Annotated in this window: 19 protein-coding genes and 1 pseudogene; 9 read left to right on the top strand and 11 right to left on the bottom strand. The window is 65.7% G+C overall.

Going from position 1 to position 18,559, the window contains the following annotated elements; all coding sequences use genetic code 11:
* Nucleotides 1-482 precede the first annotated feature (482 nt).
* Nucleotides 483-1,115: a hypothetical protein gene (locus ACVWZ5_RS21935; protein ID WP_062573960.1), complete on the bottom strand. Its 633-nt coding sequence runs from the start codon at nucleotides 1,113-1,115 to the stop codon at nucleotides 483-485.
* Between the two features lie 257 nt (nucleotides 1,116-1,372).
* On the opposite strand from ACVWZ5_RS21935, the pseudogene ppk2 reads away from it, so the two are divergent.
* The 4 genes and pseudogenes from ppk2 to ACVWZ5_RS21915 all read left to right on the top strand — a co-directional run bounded on the left by ppk2 (nucleotide 1,373) and on the right by ACVWZ5_RS21915 (nucleotide 4,387).
* Nucleotides 1,373-2,191, top strand: a pseudogene (gene ppk2, locus ACVWZ5_RS21930) (polyphosphate kinase 2).
* Nucleotides 2,192-2,326: 135 nt separating this feature from the next.
* Complete coding sequence (locus tag ACVWZ5_RS21925; RefSeq protein WP_457340849.1) at nucleotides 2,327-3,031, top strand: hypothetical protein; 705 nt, start codon at nucleotides 2,327-2,329, stop codon at nucleotides 3,029-3,031.
* A 64-nt stretch (nucleotides 3,032-3,095) separates the two neighbouring features.
* A complete protein-coding gene (locus ACVWZ5_RS21920; protein WP_280080850.1) occupies nucleotides 3,096-3,701 on the top strand; it encodes a hypothetical protein in 606 nt (201 codons plus the stop codon).
* Nucleotides 3,698-4,387: a hypothetical protein gene (locus ACVWZ5_RS21915; RefSeq protein ID WP_457340848.1), complete on the top strand. Its 690-nt coding sequence runs from the start codon at nucleotides 3,698-3,700 to the stop codon at nucleotides 4,385-4,387. Before ACVWZ5_RS21920 ends, ACVWZ5_RS21915 begins: the two co-directional genes overlap by 4 nt.
* Before the next feature lie 19 nt (nucleotides 4,388-4,406).
* On the opposite strand, the gene ACVWZ5_RS21910 is transcribed toward ACVWZ5_RS21915, so the two are convergent.
* The 3 genes from ACVWZ5_RS21910 to ACVWZ5_RS21900 all read right to left on the bottom strand — a co-directional run bounded on the left by ACVWZ5_RS21910 (nucleotide 4,407) and on the right by ACVWZ5_RS21900 (nucleotide 7,736).
* On the bottom strand, nucleotides 4,407-5,537 hold the full coding sequence (locus ACVWZ5_RS21910) for an HlyD family secretion protein (protein ID WP_457340847.1): 1,131 nt from the start codon (nucleotides 5,535-5,537) through the stop codon (nucleotides 4,407-4,409).
* Entirely contained in the window at nucleotides 5,534-7,162 is a 1,629-nt protein-coding gene (locus ACVWZ5_RS21905) for an MFS transporter (RefSeq protein ID WP_280070598.1), read from the bottom strand. Before ACVWZ5_RS21905 ends, ACVWZ5_RS21910 begins: the two co-directional genes overlap by 4 nt.
* Before the next feature lie 64 nt (nucleotides 7,163-7,226).
* A complete protein-coding gene (locus ACVWZ5_RS21900; RefSeq protein ID WP_062573964.1) occupies nucleotides 7,227-7,736 on the bottom strand; it encodes a GNAT family N-acetyltransferase in 510 nt (169 codons plus the stop codon).
* 146 nt (nucleotides 7,737-7,882) lie between these two features.
* On the opposite strand from ACVWZ5_RS21900, the gene ACVWZ5_RS21895 reads away from it, so the two are divergent.
* The 3 genes from ACVWZ5_RS21895 (at nucleotide 7,883) to dksA (ending at nucleotide 10,268) form a co-directional block, all read left to right on the top strand.
* On the top strand, nucleotides 7,883-8,443 hold the full coding sequence (locus ACVWZ5_RS21895) for a gamma carbonic anhydrase family protein (RefSeq protein ID WP_062362175.1): 561 nt from the start codon (nucleotides 7,883-7,885) through the stop codon (nucleotides 8,441-8,443).
* 2 nt (nucleotides 8,444-8,445) lie between these two features.
* A complete protein-coding gene (locus ACVWZ5_RS21890) occupies nucleotides 8,446-9,783 on the top strand; it encodes a dihydroorotase (protein WP_084942321.1) in 1,338 nt (445 codons plus the stop codon).
* Nucleotides 9,784-9,860: 77 nt separating this feature from the next.
* The gene (gene dksA / locus ACVWZ5_RS21885; RefSeq protein WP_028688769.1) at nucleotides 9,861-10,268 is read left to right on the top strand and encodes an RNA polymerase-binding protein DksA; all 408 of its coding nucleotides are present in this window, start codon (nucleotides 9,861-9,863) and stop codon (nucleotides 10,266-10,268) included.
* On the opposite strand, the gene ACVWZ5_RS21880 is transcribed toward dksA, so the two are convergent.
* Both ACVWZ5_RS21880 and ACVWZ5_RS21875 read right to left on the bottom strand, forming a co-directional pair.
* The gene (locus ACVWZ5_RS21880) at nucleotides 10,265-10,978 is read right to left on the bottom strand and encodes an MgtC/SapB family protein (RefSeq protein WP_084942320.1); all 714 of its coding nucleotides are present in this window, start codon (nucleotides 10,976-10,978) and stop codon (nucleotides 10,265-10,267) included. The two genes, dksA and ACVWZ5_RS21880, sit on opposite strands and share 4 nt — an antisense overlap.
* Before the next feature lie 338 nt (nucleotides 10,979-11,316).
* Nucleotides 11,317-12,087 (bottom strand): class I SAM-dependent methyltransferase, encoded by a 771-nt coding sequence (locus ACVWZ5_RS21875; protein WP_062573966.1) that lies wholly within the window; start codon nucleotides 12,085-12,087, stop codon nucleotides 11,317-11,319.
* A 73-nt stretch (nucleotides 12,088-12,160) separates the two neighbouring features.
* On the opposite strand from ACVWZ5_RS21875, the gene ACVWZ5_RS21870 reads away from it, so the two are divergent.
* Complete coding sequence (locus tag ACVWZ5_RS21870) at nucleotides 12,161-12,622, top strand: sterol desaturase family protein (RefSeq protein WP_084942319.1); 462 nt, start codon at nucleotides 12,161-12,163, stop codon at nucleotides 12,620-12,622.
* 15 nt (nucleotides 12,623-12,637) lie between these two features.
* On the opposite strand, the gene ACVWZ5_RS21865 is transcribed toward ACVWZ5_RS21870, so the two are convergent.
* A complete protein-coding gene (locus ACVWZ5_RS21865) occupies nucleotides 12,638-13,531 on the bottom strand; it encodes a bile acid:sodium symporter family protein (RefSeq protein ID WP_062573968.1) in 894 nt (297 codons plus the stop codon).
* Nucleotides 13,532-13,705: 174 nt separating this feature from the next.
* On the opposite strand from ACVWZ5_RS21865, the gene ACVWZ5_RS21860 reads away from it, so the two are divergent.
* Complete coding sequence (locus ACVWZ5_RS21860) at nucleotides 13,706-14,584, top strand: Dyp-type peroxidase (protein WP_084942318.1); 879 nt, start codon at nucleotides 13,706-13,708, stop codon at nucleotides 14,582-14,584.
* 86 nt (nucleotides 14,585-14,670) lie between these two features.
* Here the strand turns inward: ACVWZ5_RS21860 and ACVWZ5_RS21855 are convergent, their stop codons facing one another.
* The 4 genes from ACVWZ5_RS21855 to ACVWZ5_RS21840 all read right to left on the bottom strand — a co-directional run bounded on the left by ACVWZ5_RS21855 (nucleotide 14,671) and on the right by ACVWZ5_RS21840 (nucleotide 18,496).
* Nucleotides 14,671-15,957, bottom strand: coding sequence for an alginate export family protein (locus ACVWZ5_RS21855; RefSeq protein WP_253249264.1), 1,287 nt, complete (start codon nucleotides 15,955-15,957; stop codon nucleotides 14,671-14,673).
* 168 nt (nucleotides 15,958-16,125) lie between these two features.
* On the bottom strand, nucleotides 16,126-16,893 hold the full coding sequence (locus ACVWZ5_RS21850) for an SDR family oxidoreductase (RefSeq protein ID WP_457340846.1): 768 nt from the start codon (nucleotides 16,891-16,893) through the stop codon (nucleotides 16,126-16,128).
* The gene (locus ACVWZ5_RS21845) at nucleotides 16,890-17,681 is read right to left on the bottom strand and encodes an SDR family NAD(P)-dependent oxidoreductase (protein ID WP_301141784.1); all 792 of its coding nucleotides are present in this window, start codon (nucleotides 17,679-17,681) and stop codon (nucleotides 16,890-16,892) included. Before ACVWZ5_RS21845 ends, ACVWZ5_RS21850 begins: the two co-directional genes overlap by 4 nt.
* A complete protein-coding gene (locus tag ACVWZ5_RS21840) occupies nucleotides 17,678-18,496 on the bottom strand; it encodes a molybdenum cofactor biosynthesis F family protein (protein ID WP_084942315.1) in 819 nt (272 codons plus the stop codon). The genes ACVWZ5_RS21845 and ACVWZ5_RS21840 overlap by 4 nt, the downstream gene beginning before the upstream one ends.
* Nucleotides 18,497-18,559 lie beyond the last annotated feature (63 nt).

Raw genomic sequence — 18,559 nt, 5'->3', positions numbered from 1 at the left:
GCGCAGGGGCCGGATGAACGGAGCGGGGCGGCTTTGGTTACTTTGGCCAAGACCAAAGTAACCCGCCGTAAGGGCGGAAAGGTGACTAAATGTCGTTATATTCTACGAATGCGCATAAAAAACTAAAAACCCACACCCTGAAACCCGAACCCGAACCTAATCAACTGGAAGGCTTATCGTCACTCCCAACCCCCTGCTGCTGCCCACCCCGCGACTGATCCGACAAGGGCACGCCCCCCTGGGCAACCTGCTCAGCCTGCTGCCGCTGCAGCGCCCACTGATCGCTCCGTTCCTTGAGACGATCAGCACCACCTTCCGCAAAAGCCGAACCCGCCCAGATCATTACTAAAAGCGCGAGCACAGATGCTAAGGATTTGTTCACCGGAAAACCTCCATTGATTGACCTTGAAACCGGCCACCCTGGCAGCCGGATCGAGGCAAGAATGGAGGCCACGGATTTTCCCAGGATTAACACACCCCGTTCAGTTGGCCAGCAGCTGCTCGTGCACCCAGCCCTGAGCCGTGAGCACCATGGATCGGGTTTCCTCCAGCGGTTTGGCCGAGCTGCCCGCCGCCTGCCCAAGCCCGGCGATGTCGGCCTGGACCGCTGCGTCACTGGCCCACACCGGCAGCTCGGTGACCTGGTAGCTGTAGGTCACCTGGGACTGCCGTCGGCCATTGTGCTCGACAGGTGCGCTGAAGCCCTTGACGGCGGTGACTCGTGCCTTGCCGAAGCACAGCCCGCCAGTGCTGGCGCCGTTCGCCCTGGGCCGGGCGTCGGCCTTGTAGTAACGCCGGCCCTCGTCGGTCAGGTCATAGGCGTAGTAGATGTCAGTGCGCGCTGGTTGCCACAGGCGCTCCGGCACCTCCGTACGGGCGACTTCCCGCTCGCTGACCACCCCGACCCGGGCCAGGGCGTGCAAGGCCTTGTTGGTGCCCTCCACATCGAAGTCACGGGTGCGGGTGGGGAAGGCGCTGATCACGAAACAGTGCGGGTACCGGGTGTCGAGGTAGGCCTGGGCGGCCTGGCGCAGCTCGGCTTCGTGGGGCTGTTGGCCGTCCGAGCAGCCGACCAGGGTCGCCAGCAGGGCCAGCGGGATGATCTTCCTGTCCATCGTAAGGCTTCCTTGAGTTGCCAATTGCAGGGTTGCGCGCCGGCCGGGCCGGCTGGTACGGGATTAGAACCCGCGGGCCAGAGCCCTCGCAATCGTGGCAAGACGACATATCCTTGGCGCTGTGCGCTGTTTGGCAACGCCAGTGCGGCGCCAGTTCCGGCAAAATGGCGACGCTCATCCATACTCCTCGGGTCCGCTCCGGCACCTTCGGGCAGCCGTCAACGGACAGACCTGCAACGAGCACAGAGGAGCCGCCGATGGCCAAGGGCGAGAGGAAGAAACGCAAGGGTGACGCCACGGAGAAACTCGGGCGCAAGACCTACGAGGCGCAGCTACGGCGGCTGCACGTCGAGCTGGTCAAGCTCCAGCAGTGGGTGGTGGAGAAGGGCCTGAAGGTGTGTATCGTCTTCGAGGGCCGTGATGGCGCCGGCAAGGGCGGCACCATCAAGGCCATCACCGAACGCGTGAGCCCGCGGGTGTTCCGCGTGGTGGCGCTGCCGGCGCCCACCGAGCGCGAGAAGACCTAGATGTACGCGCAGCGCTACCTGACCCACCTGCCGGCGGCGGGCGAGGTGGTGATCTTCGACCGCAGCTGGTACAACCGCGCCGGGGTGGAACGGGTGATGGGCTTTTGCAGCGACGAGCAGGCCCACAAGTTCCTCACCGTGGTGCCGATGTTCGAGCGGATGATGGTCGAGTCGGGGATCATCCTCATCAAGTACTGGCTCGAAGTCAGCGCCGAGGAACAGACCCGCCGCCTGCAGGACCGCATCAGCGACGGTCGCAAACTGTGGAAACTGTCGCCGATGGACGTCAAGTCCTACACCCGCTGGGACGACTACACCCGTGCCCGCGATGACATGTTCGCCGCCTCCGACTCATCCTGGGCACCGTGGTACATGGCGCGTTCGCAGGACAAGCGCAAGGCGCGGCTGAACATCATCAGCCACCTGTTGCAGCAGATCCCGTACAAGGAACTTGGCAAGGCGCACAAGGTGGAGCTGCCCAAGCGCGGCAAGATCGACAAGTACAAGGCGCAGCCGTATCCGTTCAAGATGGTGGCCGAGCGGTTCTGAGTACACAGAGGTCGATGCACAACAGCTACTCGAAGCCTTTCGGTGTAGTATCGGCTCCTTAAGTTGACGTCGGCTCGTTGTCCAAGGTTTCTCCCTTGTCGTCGCGCAGAGAATAGTGCATCAATAGGAATCAACATGCTGACGGCAATATTGCATGGTAAAGCGGGACGCGTGGCGCTTGATGGGCGTTCTGTGAGCTGGCGTGAAGTGTTTCGTCAACGGGAAGATTTATTGACGGCTGTCCTGTTCGGCCGCATGCCGTATCTTTCGGATGAGGCTCAAGCCAATGTAACCAGCCTTCTGCTGGGGCCGGATATTGCTGCGGCCTTGGGGCCGTTGGATGACATCGTGTTCTGGCCGAAACTCGAGAAAGAGGGCAGATCCTTTGTAGAGCCGGATGTCGTCATCGAGTACCCGCGCTGCAGGGTTCTGGTCGAAGTCAAGCCACCTGCTGGCGGAAAACAATCACTGCCACAGTGGCGGGAAGAACTCCAGGCGTTTCTTGCTCAAGAAAATGATCCCAAGCAGACAGTGTTGCTGGCACTGGGTAACAACCCTGCTCAGTGGAAAAGCTGGGCGGCCACCTTGGAGGCAGAATTTACTGATCTCTCCGTGCGTGTGGTTGGCCGAGAGTGGCGCGATCTTCACCTCGGCCTTTTAGCACACAAGCCCCTGCTCCAACTGCGTGATGCAAGAGTCTACGAGGAGTGGCTTCAGGCGTTCAGTCTGTTCGGGATGAATGTCCAGCCGCTACCGTTTACAGACTTGCTCCCATCGGTTGGCAAGATCGGCGATCTGCGAAGCGCGCTTCATACTTTGGAATGCTGGCCTTCCCTTTGAATTCCTCCGTCAATGTGTGTGAGTGCAGCGGCTGTAATTAATAATCATGCAAAGGAAGTGGGAGATGGATTTGACTTCAAATGATGCCTTGTCTTTGGTCAAGACAGTGCAGGACGCTCATCGGTTACTGGCGGGTTATTATCAACGGCTTCTAATGGCATTGGACAGCCTCGCGACAAGGTGTGGTGCTAATTTTTGGCATTGGAATCCGATTGACTTTGATCGCCCGTGTATCTCTTACACTTCGCCTGCCTCGAAGTGGGCGTGGGATTTTTTGCCATTGCTGAACGCCAACTTCGTTTATACGCGTACCGATGACCAGCAGCAGGTTGCCATCCAGTTTAGAGTGTTGGCCGACCCCTTATTGGTCAAGGCCAATCGGCATGGCAATGTGCAACCGGATCCCACCAGGCTAGAGGCGTCTACGCCGCTTTTGAAAGTGTATGTCTACGGGCTCAAGTCCGGAGCGCAGAAATCAATTAGAGAGCTCTGGGACGATACGCCATATCCCGATGGCGCGGCGTTGGAGGTTTGTTCATTGTCAGATGACATGTGGGGCACTTGGTGGGAGATAGAGCTGAGCGAGTTCATTCGTTCGATGCAAGGTACTCTCCATAACCTTGAAATGTTCATCACGCCACCGGTCATCCGTGACGGGCTCGGTGCATGATTGACGAAATCGACATTGCCACAAGGCACGCGCTTTACTGGGCACGCGGCGAGGCGTTGGGTGAAAACGGTGAAGTGCTGGCAGACGGTAGCTATATTTATCAGTCTACCTATTTTTCCCAAACATTCTTTTCCCTTTTCGACAAATTAGCCCAGCTTAATGACTATTGTTTTCACCAGTTGTTGGCGGGCGAACAGCGCAATGCCGAATTGCTCAGTCAGCAAGCAGAAGCCCTTGCGAGTGCTGATGCGGATGCCGCCGAGCTGGACTACCTCGACGATGAAATCCGAAACTGGGATGACAACCTCAGCGTGATCGCCAGGGCGACAGCCTTGGTATTGCTCTGTAGCTTTGTCGAGTGGGCGTTGAAGCAGGTGACGAACGATTTGTATGGTGACGTTTGCCGAAAACCGCAAAAAGGGCTAAGTAAAATTGAGTTCCTATTACAGGATCTGACTCAGCGTGGACTGGAATTCAACCTCGACAGTGAATGGCTGGCTATCCTTGCTGACTTTCGCAGCATTCGCAACGCCTTTGCGCACGGTGACTGGAGGCGCGTAGAGGAGAGCTTGGAGGGTATCTCGTTAGGGGCTTGTTTCAGCGTAGTATCCAGGGTGTTTGAACGTTTGGAGGAGGCAGCTTGGGCAGGCCCCTGGTTGCAGGATCGCCAACTGCGATCGTCATGACCGACCGTGTCGCTGCATTTCAGTGCTCCTGGGTATCGATACTCACCACCACCGACATCCCCGGCCGCAGTTGCCTGGCCTCGGGCTGGTCGTCATCGACGGTGATCCGTACCGGGATGCGCTGGGCGATCTTGACGAAATTGCCGGTCGCGTTGTCGGCCTGCAACAGGGCGAATTCCGAGCCGGTGGCCGGCGAGATCTGCTGCACATGGCCACGCAGCTTCAGGTGGTTGAGCGCATCGACGGTGAAGGTGGCGGGTTGGCCGATGCGCACGTTGGCCATCTGCGTTTCCTTCAGGTTGGCGATCACCCACAGGGTGTCCGGCACCAGCGCCATCAACTGCGCGCCGGGGTTGACGTAGGCGCCCAGGCGGGTGCCGATCTGCCCCAGCTGGCCGTCGCGCGGCGCCTTGACCCGGGTGTTGTCCAGGTCGATTCGGGCCAGCTCCACGGCAGCCCTGGCATTCTCCACCGAAGCCTGCAACGCAGCGCGGTTGACGATCACCGTCTCGCGGTCCTGGCGGGCGATTTCCAGCGCGGCCCTGGCCTGGGCCAGGCTGGCGACGGCGGCGGCATGGCTGGCGCGGCTCAGGTCCAGTTCGCGGCGTGACACCGAGCCATCGCTGACCAGCGCCTGGTTGCGCTGCAGGTCGGCCTTGGCCTTGTCGGCCTGGGCTGCCGCGTCGCTGATCGCGGCCTGGCGCTGGGCGATGCCGGCCTCGGCGCTGTTGCGTTGCTGCAGGTTGTTGGCCAGCGCCGCTTCCTGCTGTTTGAGCTGGGCGATGGACTGGGCCAGGCGCTGGGTGTAGATGCGGTCGTCCAGGCGTACCAGAAGGTCGCCCTGCTTGACGAACTGGAAGTCGTGCACCGGCACCTCGACGATATAGCCGCCCAGCTGTGGCCCGATGATCGTCACCTGGCCGCGCACCAGGGCGTTCTCGGTGCTCTCGATGGCGCTGCTGAACGGTGGCAGGCGCCAGGCGTAGAGCACCAGCAGGATACCGGCCAGGGCCACGGCGGCGAAGCTCAGCGACGACAGCAGGCGCACCCGCCGGGTGCGCGCCGGGCTGGTCGGTTCGCTGGGCGGCGGCGTGCCTTCCGGGGTTTCGGCGAGGGCGGTGGTGGTGGTCGTTGGCGTCTCTTGGGTCATCGGCTCGAAGCACCGCTGGTGGAGTGGCTGTAGCGCAGGTACAGGCTGCGAATGAAGATCCAGATCATGGTCAGGATAGCGATGGTACCGATCAGCATGAACACATCGTTGTAGGCCAGCACGTTGGCCTCGCGGGTCGCGGCGTTGGCCAGCAGGCGCATGCCGGCCTCGTTGCGCAGCGCCGGGTCGGCCAATACCCCGGCGTAACCGGCGCCACCGCCCTGCACGCGGGCGCTGACCAGGGGTTCCAGGGCGCTCAGGCGGTCCATCAACTGGCTGGAATGAAACTTCTCGCGCACGGTCTGGAAGGTGCCCAGCAACGCCGAGCCAATCAGTCCGCCGAGGTTGTTGCAGATACCGAACAGCACCGAGAAGCTCACCAGGTTGCGCGGGTTGGCGCGCACATGGCCGATGCCCAGCGCCATCGACGGGCCGACGAAGAAGGTGCTGCCGAAGGCCAGCAGGAACTGGCTGAGGTACATCTGCGCCGGACGGGTCAGGTTGCTCGAGGTGCTGTCCATGAAGGCGCCGGTGGCCATGGCGGCCAGGGAGATGAACAGCGGCAGCACCAGGTGCTGGGGGTTGATGGTCAGGGCGCTGGTGGCCAGCCCGGTGACCGCGCCCAACAGCATCACCGCGTACAGCGCGCGCATCTGCTCGTTGCCCATGTTCAGCGCCTGGAGAAACCCCACGGCGCCGGTGGACTGCTCGGAGATCACCATGCGGATCAGGACCACGCACAGGGCCAGGCGGATGATCGCGCCGCTGCCCAGCCAGCGGGTCATCAGCAACGGGTTGCTGCGGTTGTGCTCGATGGCCAGGCCCGAGAGGATCAGGGCGATGGCGGCGGCCAGGGCTACGCCGATCCACGGCGCGTCCAGCCACCAGTCGATGCGTCCCAGCGACAGCGCCGCGCAGAGCAGGGCGGTGCCGCTGGCCATCAGGGTGAAGGTGAGGAAATCCAGGGGTTCGAAGGTCTTGAAGCGATCACCGGGGGGCAGTTTGAGCAGCAGCACGCAGCCCAGCGCGGTCAGGGCCAGGCCCAGCTCGAACAGGTACAGTCCGCGCCACTCGGCGATCTGCAGCAGGTCTTCGGAGAATACCCGGGCCAGTGGCACCGCCAGCTGCGAGGCGCCCAAACCCAGGACCATCGCCTTGAGCCGCCACTGCGCGGGGAAGGCCTGGATCATGTAGTACAGGCCCAGCGAATTCAGCGCGGCGCCGACCATGCCGTGGGCGGCGCGCACGGCGATGGCCGAGTTGAGGTCGTTGACGAACAGGTGGGCGAGGGTGACCAGGGCATAAAGCATCAGGAACACCTCGGTGAACGCGCGCAGGCCGAACTCCTGGCGGAACTTTACCAGCAGCAGGTTCATCGACACGTTGGTCATCACGAAGGCGGCCGGCAACCAGGCCATTTCAGCGCTGGTGGCCCCCAGCGCGCCCTGCAGGAACGGCAGGTTGGCAACCACCAGGGCGTTGCCCAGGCCGCCGGTGATGGCCACCAGCAGGCCGACCAAACCGTAGGCCAGGCGCTTGGCCGGGGCGTGCAGCGGCGTCGAGGGCGAGCCGGGCAGGGTGGGCTTCTCGTGGGGGAGCCACTGGCGGGGGGCGTACTTGTCCATCGGGTTGTCCGTTACCGCGGGTGATCCGACTCTACGTCAATGGCCGGTTGGATGAAAACATCGCTCAAACGCCGAGCGACAGGCGCATGGCGCAGCGGTTGCCCAGGCCATGGGCCAGTTCGCCGGCGAGGATGCCTTGCAGCCGTGTATCGAGCTGCGACGCCGGGATGCGCTCGAAGCCATAGCGGGCGTAGAACGGGGCATTCCAGGGGACATCGTCGAAGGTGGTCAGGGTCAGCCAGGGCAAGCCATTCCGGCGCGCGGCCGCACGCGCCTGGTCCAGCAGGGCGCGGCCCAGGCCCTGGCCCTGGGCTTGCTGGCGGACCGACAGTTCGTGAATGTGCAGGGCGTCGCCGGTGGTGCTGGCGCAGAGAAAACCCAGCAGTAGGTCCTGGTCATCCACGGCAACCCAACTGCCGCCCTCGGCGACGAACGCCAGGTGCTCGACTTCGCCCAGTACATCGCTGTCGGCCAGCCAGGCCAGGTGTGGCATTTGCCGGAAAGCCTGGGCCGCGGAACGTTCCAGGGCGGGGAGCAGGGGGATGTCGCTGACGAGGGTGGGGCGGATACGCATGGGGGATCAGGACCTGTAGGTGCGATAATGCGCCCGCGCGTTGTCGCGCAGGTAGACGGAGTTTGCCAGATCGGCGTGAGGAGGTGTTGCATTGTAAATGTTATAACGTAACATTTATGCTCTTCCTTCCTTGCAGAGCTCTTACCGTGATCCGCAGAAACCCCTCCGGCCATCTCCCGCAAATTGCTGAATCGGCCTATATCGACCACACCGCCATCATTTGCGGCAAGGTGATCATCCATGACAACGTGTTCGTCGGCCCCTACGCGGTGATCCGCGCCGACGAGGTGGATGGCAGCGGCGACATGCAGCCGATCGTCATCGGTGCCAACTCCAATATCCAGGACGGCGTGGTGATCCACTCCAAGTCCGGCGCGGCGGTGCGCATCGGCCAGTACAGCTCGATCGCCCACCGCTCCATCGTGCATGGCCCGTGCGAGGTCGGTGACCGGGTGTTCATCGGCTTCAACAGCGTGCTGTTCAACTGCAAGGTCGGCGACGGCAGCGTGGTGCGGCACAACTCGGTGGTCGATGGCCGCGACCTGCCGCCGCGCTTCTATGTGCCGCCCACCGAGCACATTGGCCCGCACACCGACCTGGAGCGTTACCCGCCGGTCAGCGTGTCGGCCTCGGAGTTCTCCGAGGACGTGGCGCGCACCAACATCGACCTGGTCCAGGGCTACAAGGCTCTGCAGAACGAGTTCTGAACATGGACACATTGCTGGTGCGCAACGCACGGCTGGTCAATGAAGGGCGCGAGTTCGAAGGCGACCTGCTGGTGCGCCACGGGCGCATCGAGCGGATCGCCGGCAGCCTCGACAATGCCCGGGCGACGCTGGAGATCGATGCCAAGGGCGCCTGGCTGTTGCCGGGGATGATCGACGACCAAGTGCATTTTCGCGAGCCGGGGGCGCCGCACAAGGGCAGCATCGCCAGCGAGTCGCGGGCGGCGGTGGCCGGGGGCATCACCAGCTACATGGACATGCCCAACACCAACCCGCCGACCCTGACCTTGGAAGCGCTGGCCGACAAGAAGCGGCGGGCGGCGGCGAGTTCGCGGGCCAACTACGGCTTCCATTTCGGCGTGAGCCGCGACAACCTGGACACCATCGCTGCCCTCGATCCGCGCGAAGTGGCCGGGATCAAGGTGTTCATGGGCGCCTCCACGGGCGACATGCTGGTGGATGACCCGCAGGTACTGGAAAAGCTCTTCGTCTATGCGCCGACCCTCGTCCTGGCCCACTGCGAGCACACTCCGAGCATCCTCGAGAACGAGGGCTGGTGGCGGGCCCGCCATGGTGAGTTCATTCCCCCCGCCGCACACCCGCTGATCCGCGACGCCGACGCCTGCTTCCGCTCCTCGAGCCTGGCGGTGGAGCTGGCCCGGCGCTTCGGCACGCGCCTGCACGTGCTGCACCTGAGCACGGTGCGCGAGCTGGCGCTGTTCACGCCGGGCCCGGTGAGCGGCAAGCACATCACCGCCGAGGTGTGCCTGCACCACCTGCTGTTCGACGACAGCGACTATGCCAGCCTCGGTCACCTGATCAAGTGCAACCCTGCGATCAAGACCGGTACCGACCGCGATGCCCTGCGCAACGCCCTGGCCCGCGACCGCATCGATGTGATCGGCACCGACCATGCGCCGCACACTTTGGAGGAAAAGCGCCGCGTGTATACCCGCGCGCCATCGGGCCTGCCGCTGGTGCAGCATGCCTTGCCGGCGGCGCTGGAGCTGGTCAGCGAAGGGGTGCTGAGCATGGCCCAGGTGGTGAACAAGACCAGCCACGCGGTGGCCGAACTGTTCGCCATTCGCGAACGCGGTTTCCTGCGCGAGGGGTATTGGGCGGACTTCGCCATCGTCGAGCGCCTGGCCAGCCCACGGGCCGTCGCTGACGATCCGATCCTGGCGCACTGCGGCTGGACGCCGTTCCAGCAGCGCGCCTTCCACCATGTGGTGCGCAGCACGGTGGTGTCCGGGCAGTTGGCCTGGCACCAGGGGAGGGTACGTGACCAATGCCAGGGCTTGCCCTTGATGTTCGACCGCTGAATCCCCCAGATCCCGTAGAAATGGCCTCATGCCGCGAAAAGGCCGCAAGGCGCCCCCAGTGTCCCGGAGTGACCCCCATGACTGAAGAGCAACTGCTGCAACAACCCGCCACTGCCTACATGAACGAACCCCAGCGCCAGTTCTTCCGCAACCTGCTGCTGACCCAGCGCGGCGAGCTGCAGACGCGCATCGAGCAGGAGTTCCGCGCCCTGCGCGAACAGGAAGTGCACAGCGACCCCGCCGACATCGGCAGTGCCGAGGAGGAACGCCACTGGCAACTGCGCTCGCTGGAGCGGGAGAAGAAGCTGCTGGACAAGATCGACCAGGCGCTGGAGCGCCTGGCCCGTGGCGATTATGGCTGGTGCGAGGAGACCGGTGAACCGATCGGCCTGCGCCGCCTGCTGCTGCGGCCCACCGCGACCCTGTGCGTCGAGGCCAAGGAGCGCCAGGAACTGCGCGAACGGCACGTGCGTGACGACGTTTAGTCAGTGGGCAGACCCAGGGCCTGCAACTGCCAGCGCACGGCGCTGACACCTTTCTCCAGGCTCACCCGCCCGACCAGACGCTCCAGCTGGGTCGGCGCCTGCGGCGTGCCGAGCAGTTCGGCGCGCACTTCCAGGCGTGCCGGGTCGGGCAGGTCCTCGCTGTGCAGTGACTGCAGGCGCAGGCCTGGGTCGCTGAGGCTGTGCAGCATCAGGCTGCGTACCTGGATCTCGTCCTCGGCGCGGCAGACGATGCGCACCTCGTAGCGCTGCTCGACCTCGCTGGCCGGCACCACGTCCTGGCGGTCCAGGCGCTGGGCGAGGTCGCGCAGCAGGATGTTGGCGCACAGCACCACCAGGCTGCCCAGGGAGGCCTCCAGCAGCAAGCCGAGGCTGCACAACACGCCGACCGCGGCGGTGCACCAGAGGGTGGCGGCGGTGTTCAGGCCGCGTACATTGAAACCGTCGCGCATGATCACGCCACCGCCGAGAAAGCCGATGCCCGACACCACATAGGCGGCGATGCGCGAGGCATCGGTGGGCGCCATGCCCGGCACGGCCTGGGTCACCAGCACGAACAGGCAGGCGCCGGTGCTGACCAGGGCGTTGGTGCGCAGGCCCGTCAGGCGCTGGCGCAGTTGACGCTCGGCACCGATCAGGGCACCGAGCAGCAGGGCCACGCTGACGCGCAGCAGAAAGATTTTCCAATCCATAGCGAACTCCGTTCCGCGGGCGATGGCCCGCACGAGCGCCGACCGAGGGCGGCGCGAATGAAAGCGAGGAATGCGCAGGACCACGCGCCATGCCACGTGGCAGGGCTGGAAAAGAAGGAGGAATGTTCAGCCACGCTGGGCTGAAGGAAACCACCGTCTACCGGATGCGGCGAGACAGTGGCAGGAACGCTGCCGGACTAGCTCGCCGTGTGGGCCTGTCGCAATCGACTGGGGCTACTGTCCAATGCAGGGGACTCCTGTGTGGGGGATGCTTGAATGCGCGGCGGACCATACGCCTTGACCCGTGCAGGGTCAAGGCATGAATCATGACAATTGCATTACGCCAGGCGTTGGCAGACGTAGGCCTGGGTCTGGTACGGGAAGGCAACGCGCTCGCGGCCCTTGAGCGCCGGGTGGTTGTCGACCAGGTCTTGCAACCGGGCCATGACCCTGTCCTGCTCGGCCTGGGGTAGGGCGGCGATGAAGCTGACCGAGCGCAGGCGCTCGAGGATCACCGTCTGCGGGTTGCCTTCATGGACGTGGGGCAGGGTGGTCAGTTGCGGCGCGCTGAAGCGGCTGCCCGCGAAGGCGTCGCGCCAGCGACCCGTGTGGAAACGCGGGGTGTCGCCCTCGTAGGGGGTGATGATCTCGGTGATCCGCGCCACCCAGTCGACCGTTTCGTCGCGCACGTTCCAGATCAGCCCCAGGCGCCCGCCCGGCGCCAGTACCCGGTGCATCTCGCGCAGGGCGGCGGCATCGGCGAACCAGTGGAAGGCCTGGGCGCAGACCAGCACCTGCTGGCTGGCGTCGGCCAGTGGGATATGCTGGGCGGTGCCTTCGAGCACGGGAACCTCGGGGAGTCGCTCGTGGAATCGCTCACGCATGGCGGCCACCGGCTCCACTGCCGTCAGGCGCGGCGCCAGGGCGGTAAGCAGGCGGGTGAACTTGCCGGTGCCGGCGCCCAGGTCGAGCACCGGGGTACCTGCGTCGATGCCAAGCGTGTCGCGCAGCCAGCCCTGCAAGGCGACCGGGTAGTCGGGCCGGCCCTGCTCGTAGTTGCTCGACTGACGGCTGAAACCGGTGCTGGCCGAGGTGTGCACATCCTTCATGGAAAATCCCTCCGAATGACCTGGCGGCAATGGTACCCTTGCGCCTTTCGTTGCCAAACCCCCGGACCGATCCATGTTGTTCAATCTCGCCGTGCTGTTCGCCACCCTGGTGGCCATGGAGGGCGTCGGCACGCTGGCCCACAAGTACGTCATGCACGGCTGGGGCTGGTGGCTGCACCGCTCGCACCACGAGCCGCAGCTGGGCATGCTGGAGACCAACGACCTTTACCTGTTGGCCCTGGGCTTGATCGCCACGGCGCTGGTGGCCCTGGGCAAGGCCGGGCATGCGCCGTTGCAGTGGGTCGGCGCCGGGGTGGCGGGGTATGGCGTGGCCTATGTGCTGGCCCACGACGGCTTCTTCCACCGGCATTGGCCCCGCGCGCCAAAGCCGGTCAACCGCTATCTCAAGCGCCTGTACCGGGCGCACCGCCTGCACCATGCGGTGAAGGGGCGCCAGGGCAGCGTGTCGTTCGGGTTCTTCTACGCGCCGCCCTTGCGGGTGCTGAAGCAACAGCTGAAGCGGCGGCGGGGCTGATGCCCCGCGATGTTTTCAATTGACGGTCTCGACCGCGACGTCCTCGCGACGATGCCCTCGACTCACCCACCAGCCAAACCCCGCCGCCGTGAAGAACATGATCAGGCTGTAGATCGCTGCCGGCACCGCCATGGTCGCGTTGTTGAGCAGCGTCGGGCTCAGGGCCAGGGCAATCGCCAGGGTGCCGTTGTGGATGCCGATCTCCATGCCGATGGCAATCGCCTGGCGTTTCGGGATGCTCAGCAGGCGCGGCACCCAGTAGCCCACCGCGAGGCTGAGCAGGTTGAACAGCAGCGCGGCGCCACCGACGATCGGCGCGTACTCGACCACGGTCTGCCAGTCCTTGGCCAGGGCCAGGACGATGGTGAAGGCCAGGAACAGCGCCGCGACGATCTTCATCGGTTTTTCCATGCGCGCGGCGAAACGCGGCGCCCAATGGCGGATCAGCATGCCCAGCGCCACCGGCAGCAGGACGATGGCGAACACCTGCATGACCTTGGCGAACTGCAGCGGGATGGCCTGGTCCGATTCCATGAACCAGATCAGCGACAGGTTAACCAGCAGCGGCATGGTCAGGATGGCGATCAGCGAGTTGACCGCCGTCAGGGTGATGTTCAGCGCCACGTCGCCATGGGCCAGGTGGCTGAACAGGTTGGCGGTGGTGCCGCCCGGAGAGGCGGCCAGCAGCATCAGGCCGACCGCCAGTGCCGATTCGAGGCCGAAGCCGTTGGCGATCAGGAAGCACACCAGCGGCAGCAGCAGGATCTGGCAGACCAGGCCGATCACCACCGGTTTGGGGTACTTCACCACCCGGGCGAAGTCGGCCAGGGTCAGTGACAGGCCCAGACCGAGCATGATGATGCCCAGGGCCAGCGGCAGGAGGGCGGTGAGCAGCGGGGAGGCGGTCATGGGCGGTCTCTCGGGCGAAGGATTCCGAGGAGTGTAGGGGGTGGCGCAACGATAGCTAATCGCAAACGGCGCGCCTTGGTAACCGATTGTTACCGGGGCGAGCGGCCCTGTGTCGCGTTGCGATGCATCGCCCGGCGCAGTAGCATTCGCGCTTTTGCCGAGGATTCGCCTGTCATGCCGTTCCAGCCAGGTCTGCTTGCCACCCCGGTGCCGGCCCATGCCCGTCACCTGTTCTTCGCCCTCGATTCGCTCGAGGCCTTGCCCGCCGTCCTCGACCAGCTGTTGCCGCAGGTCGATGGGCAGCGCCTGATCCTGGGCATCGGCGCGCCGCTGGCCAAGGCCCTGGGCCGCGAAGTGCCGGGCCTGCGCAGCTTCCCGCAACTGGATGCGATGGTGGAGAACCCGGCGACCCAGCACGCCCTGTGGCTGTGGCTGCGCGGCGCCGAGCGCGGCGAGCTGTTCCTGCGCGCCCAGGCCCTGCAGCAGGCGCTGGCTCCGGCGCTGCGCCTGGTCGACAGCGTCGATGGTTTCCTGCACCGCGGCGGCCATGACTTGACCGGCTATGAAGACGGCACCGAAAACCCGGTGGACGAAGACGCCGTCGCCGCCGCCATCGTGCCGGGCGATCAGCCTGGATTGGCGGGCTCCAGTTTCGCCGCGTTCCAGCTGTGGAAGCACGACCTGGAGTACTTCAAGTCGCTGCCCCAGGCTGAGCAGGACAACATCATCGGTCGCCGCCTGAGTGACAACGAAGAGCTCGACGACGCGCCCGAGTCGGCCCACGTCAAGCGCACCGCCCAGGAAAGCTTCGCGCCGGAGGCGTTCATGGTGCGTCGCTCGGTGGCCTGGACCGACGAGCGTGGCGCAGGCCTGGCGTTCGTCGCCCTGGGCTTCTCGCTGGATGCCTTCGAGGTACAGCTGCGGCGCATGAGCGGGCTCGAGGATGGTGTGGTCGATGGCCTGTACCGCTTCAGCCGGCCATTGACGGGGGGGTACTACTGGTGCCCGCCGTTGGCTGAAGCGGGTGCAGACCTGCGCCTTCTGTTGGGCTGACAGGCCCTCATCGCGGGGCAAGCCCACTCCCACGCCTTGAGCCTGATGCCCAGCTCGGCGTGGGAGCGGGCTTGCCCCGCGATGACTCAGAACGGTACCGCCACCGTCAGCTGGCTGTAAACGTTGGTCCCGCTCCCCACCTGGTTGCCGCCATTGCTTTGATCCTTGCGCGGCTTGAACAGCCCCAGCAGCGGGGTGACGACCAGGTGCTCGTTGACCGCCCACTCCACATACAGGTCCAGCTCCTGGGCATCCAGCTTCAGGGTGTCGCGGCTGCGCACGGTGTCGAAGTCGAAGAACAGCGCACCGACCGTGAGGTCGTCCCGTGGCGTGGCCTTCAGGCCCACATGGTGGATGCCGCTGTTGGTGTTGAACGGCCCGGAATAGTTGCCGGCGACCTCGCCCTGGATCCAGGTGCCGTAGCCGCTGGACAGGCCGGTGAACAGCAGGTCCCAGCCCGCCGAATAGCGGGTGTAGCGGTAGGTCAGCTGCGGTGCCCACGGGGCCTCGGCGAAGGTATGGCTGGCCTCGGCGAACCAGGCGGTCTCGCGGCCGCCGCGCGTGTCCTGCCAGGCATACTCGAAGGCAAAGCGGGTGTTTTCCAGCCCGACGCCACCTTCGCCGCGCAGGCTGTAGACATCCATGCCTTCACGGGCCTTCTGGAATTCGCTGGCCCACTGGTCGGTCACGTCGATGCCGTGGATATAGGTCAGGCCCAGGGTGCCCAGGTCATGGGTGTAGTCCAGGGTGCCGGCCGCCAGCTCGGTTTCGGCTTGGGCGCGGTTGTCGGACTTAAGCCACAGCACGCTGCCATGCAGCCCCTCCTTGCCGCCCAGGCGCAGCACAGCGGTACGGTCGAAGGCGTTGCGCGCGCCCAGGTAGAAGCCGCCGCCGCGGTTGAGCTGGCCATCGGCCGGGCCCTTGCCCAGGTTGGGGCCGTCGTCGTTGATCAGGAAGCCGCTGCCCAGGCGGATCACCTGGCGGCCGCCGGACAGGTCCACGCCATCCTTGCCCAGCAGCGGGAACAGGTCGCCCGAGCGCCAGCCCAGGTAGGCGTCCTCGATCTTGGTGGTGCGTTCGGAGCCGTCCTGGTTACCGCCGGCGTCGCCGTCGCCCCAGGCGCCGGAGCTGACCCAGTTGAGGGCACCGTACAGCGAGCCGTTGCCGCCCAGGCCCTGGTCGCCGCTGAGGCCGTACTTGATGAAGCCCTCGCGCCAGGTCGAGCCGCCGGGAGTGCCGTCGTAGTTGTGGCGGCTGTTGAACATGCCCCAGACCGCGAGCAGGTCGGCGTTCAGGTGGCTGTCGTCGTCGGCGTACAGCTCGTAGGCCGGGCTGGCCTGGCCATGGACCAGCAGGGCCAGGGCGGTGGCCATTGCGGTGCGACGTGGGGTGAGACGCATGGATCGATCCTCGTTTGTTGTGTGCGGTCTTGGGTGCCGCGTCGTTGTGGAGGCAGTGTCGAAAGGTGACGGGCTATTAGCGCGTGGAACGCTGGCGGTGGTCTTGCTCGTGGCTGCCAGCGGCCTTGCCTGTCGCCGCCATCACAGGCGCGCGGCGGTTTCCGGCAAGGTGGCGCCGCCGTCGACCACCAGGGTCTGGCCGGTGATGTAGCGGGCAGCGTCAGAGGCCAGGAACAGCATCGCCGCGGCGATATCGGCCGGCTCGCCCAGCCGTCCCAGGGGCACGCCGGCGGCGATCCGGGCGTTGAGGGTGGCATCGCCGAGGTTGTCCATGGCCGGTGTGCGCACCATCCCCGGTTCCACGCCGTTGACCCGCACGTTGAACGGCGCCAGTTCCAGCGCGGCGTTGCGAATGAGGCCATTGACCCCGGCCTTGGACGCTGCGTAATGGCTCAGGCCCGGGTAGGCGACCCGGGGCCCGGTCACCGACGAGGTGGCCAGCACGCATCCGCCACCCTGGCGGCGGAACAGCGGCAGGGCGCCCTGGGTGAGCCAGAACAATGCCTCCAGGTTCACCGCCAGGGTGCGCTGCAGCAGGGCCGGGTCGATCTCGGTGAATGGGGTGAGTGGAAAGTACGCAGCGTTGTGTACCAGCACATCCAGGCGTTCCAGCCCGGCCAGCAAGGCGCGGATCGCGCCGGGGTCGGCCAGGTCGAGCATCTCCCCACGCACCTCGTGGCCCAACGCCAGTTGGGCCTCGACCAGGCGCTGCAACGCCTGCGGGTCGAGGTCCAGCGCCAGCACCCGGGCGCCGCCACGGGCGAAACCCTCGACGATGGCCTGGCCGATGCCGCCCGCCGCGCCGGTGACCAGCACCGTGCGGCCTTGGAAGTCGTAGCGCGCGTTCATGCCGACGGCTCCAGGCGGGTATAGGCCAGGGTCGGCACGTCGACCACGGTCGCACCGCCATCGGCGGTGATCACCGCGCCGGTGACGATGCTGGCCTCAACGCCGACCAGGAACTGGCACACGGCGGCGATCTCGTCGCTGCCGGCCGGGCGGCGCAGCGGCACGTCGGCGGTGACGCGGCGGTAGGCGGCGTCGAGGTCTTCCTGGTAGTGATCCATCACTGGCTGCATTTCCTGGTCGGCCATGGGCGTGCGCACCCAGCCTGGGCAGACGCAGTTGACCCGTACGCCGAACGGGCCGTAGTCGCGAGCCAGCGAGCGGGTCAGGCCGACCAGGGCGTGCTTGGCGGTGGTGTAGCCGCAGACCTCGGGACCGGCCGCCAGCGAGGCAATGGAGCCCAGCAGCACCAGGCTGCCGCGCCGCTCGCGCAGCAACGGCAGGCAGGCCCGGGCAGTGTGGAAGGCGCTGTCGAGGTTGCCGCGCAGGGCCTCGCGCCAGGCCTCGTCGCTGGTTTGCTCGGCCCGCCCGAGGCCATGGCCGCCGGCGCAGGCGATCACCGCGTCGAGACCGCCGAAGCGGGCGCGAACCTGCTCGATGACACCTGCCCAGGTGGCGCTGTCGGCGGCGTCGCCGGCCAGCACCAGGCCATTGCACAACTGCGCGACGCGCTCCAGCGCTTCACGGCGGCGGCCCACCAGCGCCACCCGCCAGCCCTGGCGGGCCAGGCGCAGGGCGCAGGCTTCACCGATGCCGCTGCCGGCCCCGGTAATCAGCACGCTGCGGTTCACTGCGCATGCTCCGTGCGATTGAGCACCCGGCAGTGGGACGACACCGGGAAGTTGGCCAGCGCATCGAAGCCGCCACCCTGGTAGCCGAAGATCTTGCCGTCGCTGCGGTGGCGCGCCAGGTCGATCATCACCAGGCCCAGGGTGGGCACGATCTTCTCGCACCAGACGAACAGGTACAGCTGCTCGGCGATCTTGTAGTAGTACGCCCGGTCGGTGTCGCACAGCCCCTGCTCGACGCCCTTGAGGCATTGCCAGCTGTAGTAGTTGGCATTGAGGTAGATGTGCTCGTACTCCTCGGTGGGGCTGTAGCGGTAGTGGTTGCGCAGGCCGACCAGCTCGGTGGTCGGCGCGTGGGGACAGGCACCGGCCTGCCAGGGGTGGTCGAGGCTGCCGTGCAGGAAGCTGGCCTCGACGCCAGTCAGCGCTTCGCCGGCCAGGGCCAGGGCATACAGGCCGCGCTGAGTCCGGGCCTGGTCGGGCAGGCGCCCGAGCACGGCGGTGAAGGCGTGCTCTAGGGTGTCGAGCACCAGCGACACCGACCAGGCCTGGCCGGCCTCGTGCTTGATGAAGTCGACCAGGTAGATGCCGGGGCGTACCGAAGTCGCCCGGTAGCCGGCGCTGCCGCTGCTGTGGCCGTCCGCGGCGCGCCAGTGCAGGCGCTCGCTGTCGAAGCGGTGTTCGATGACCCAGCCATTGGCGAAGTGCAGGGTAAGCGTGCGCCCGGACAGGTCGGCCAGTTGCGGCAGGATGAAGGCTTCGGGCGCGAAGCCGTCGGCGAGGGCGCCCACGGTGATCCAGTCGGCGGTATTGGGCATGGCGGTGACTCCTGTGGTTGGGGTGGCCACAGGGTGCAACGGCGCGTCGGGCGACGGTATCAA

It is taken from the genome of Pseudomonas sp. TE6283, from assembly GCF_054060555.1.
Note: the sequence above shows the minus strand (reverse complement) of the source record. Positions and strands in the feature narration are given on the sequence as shown.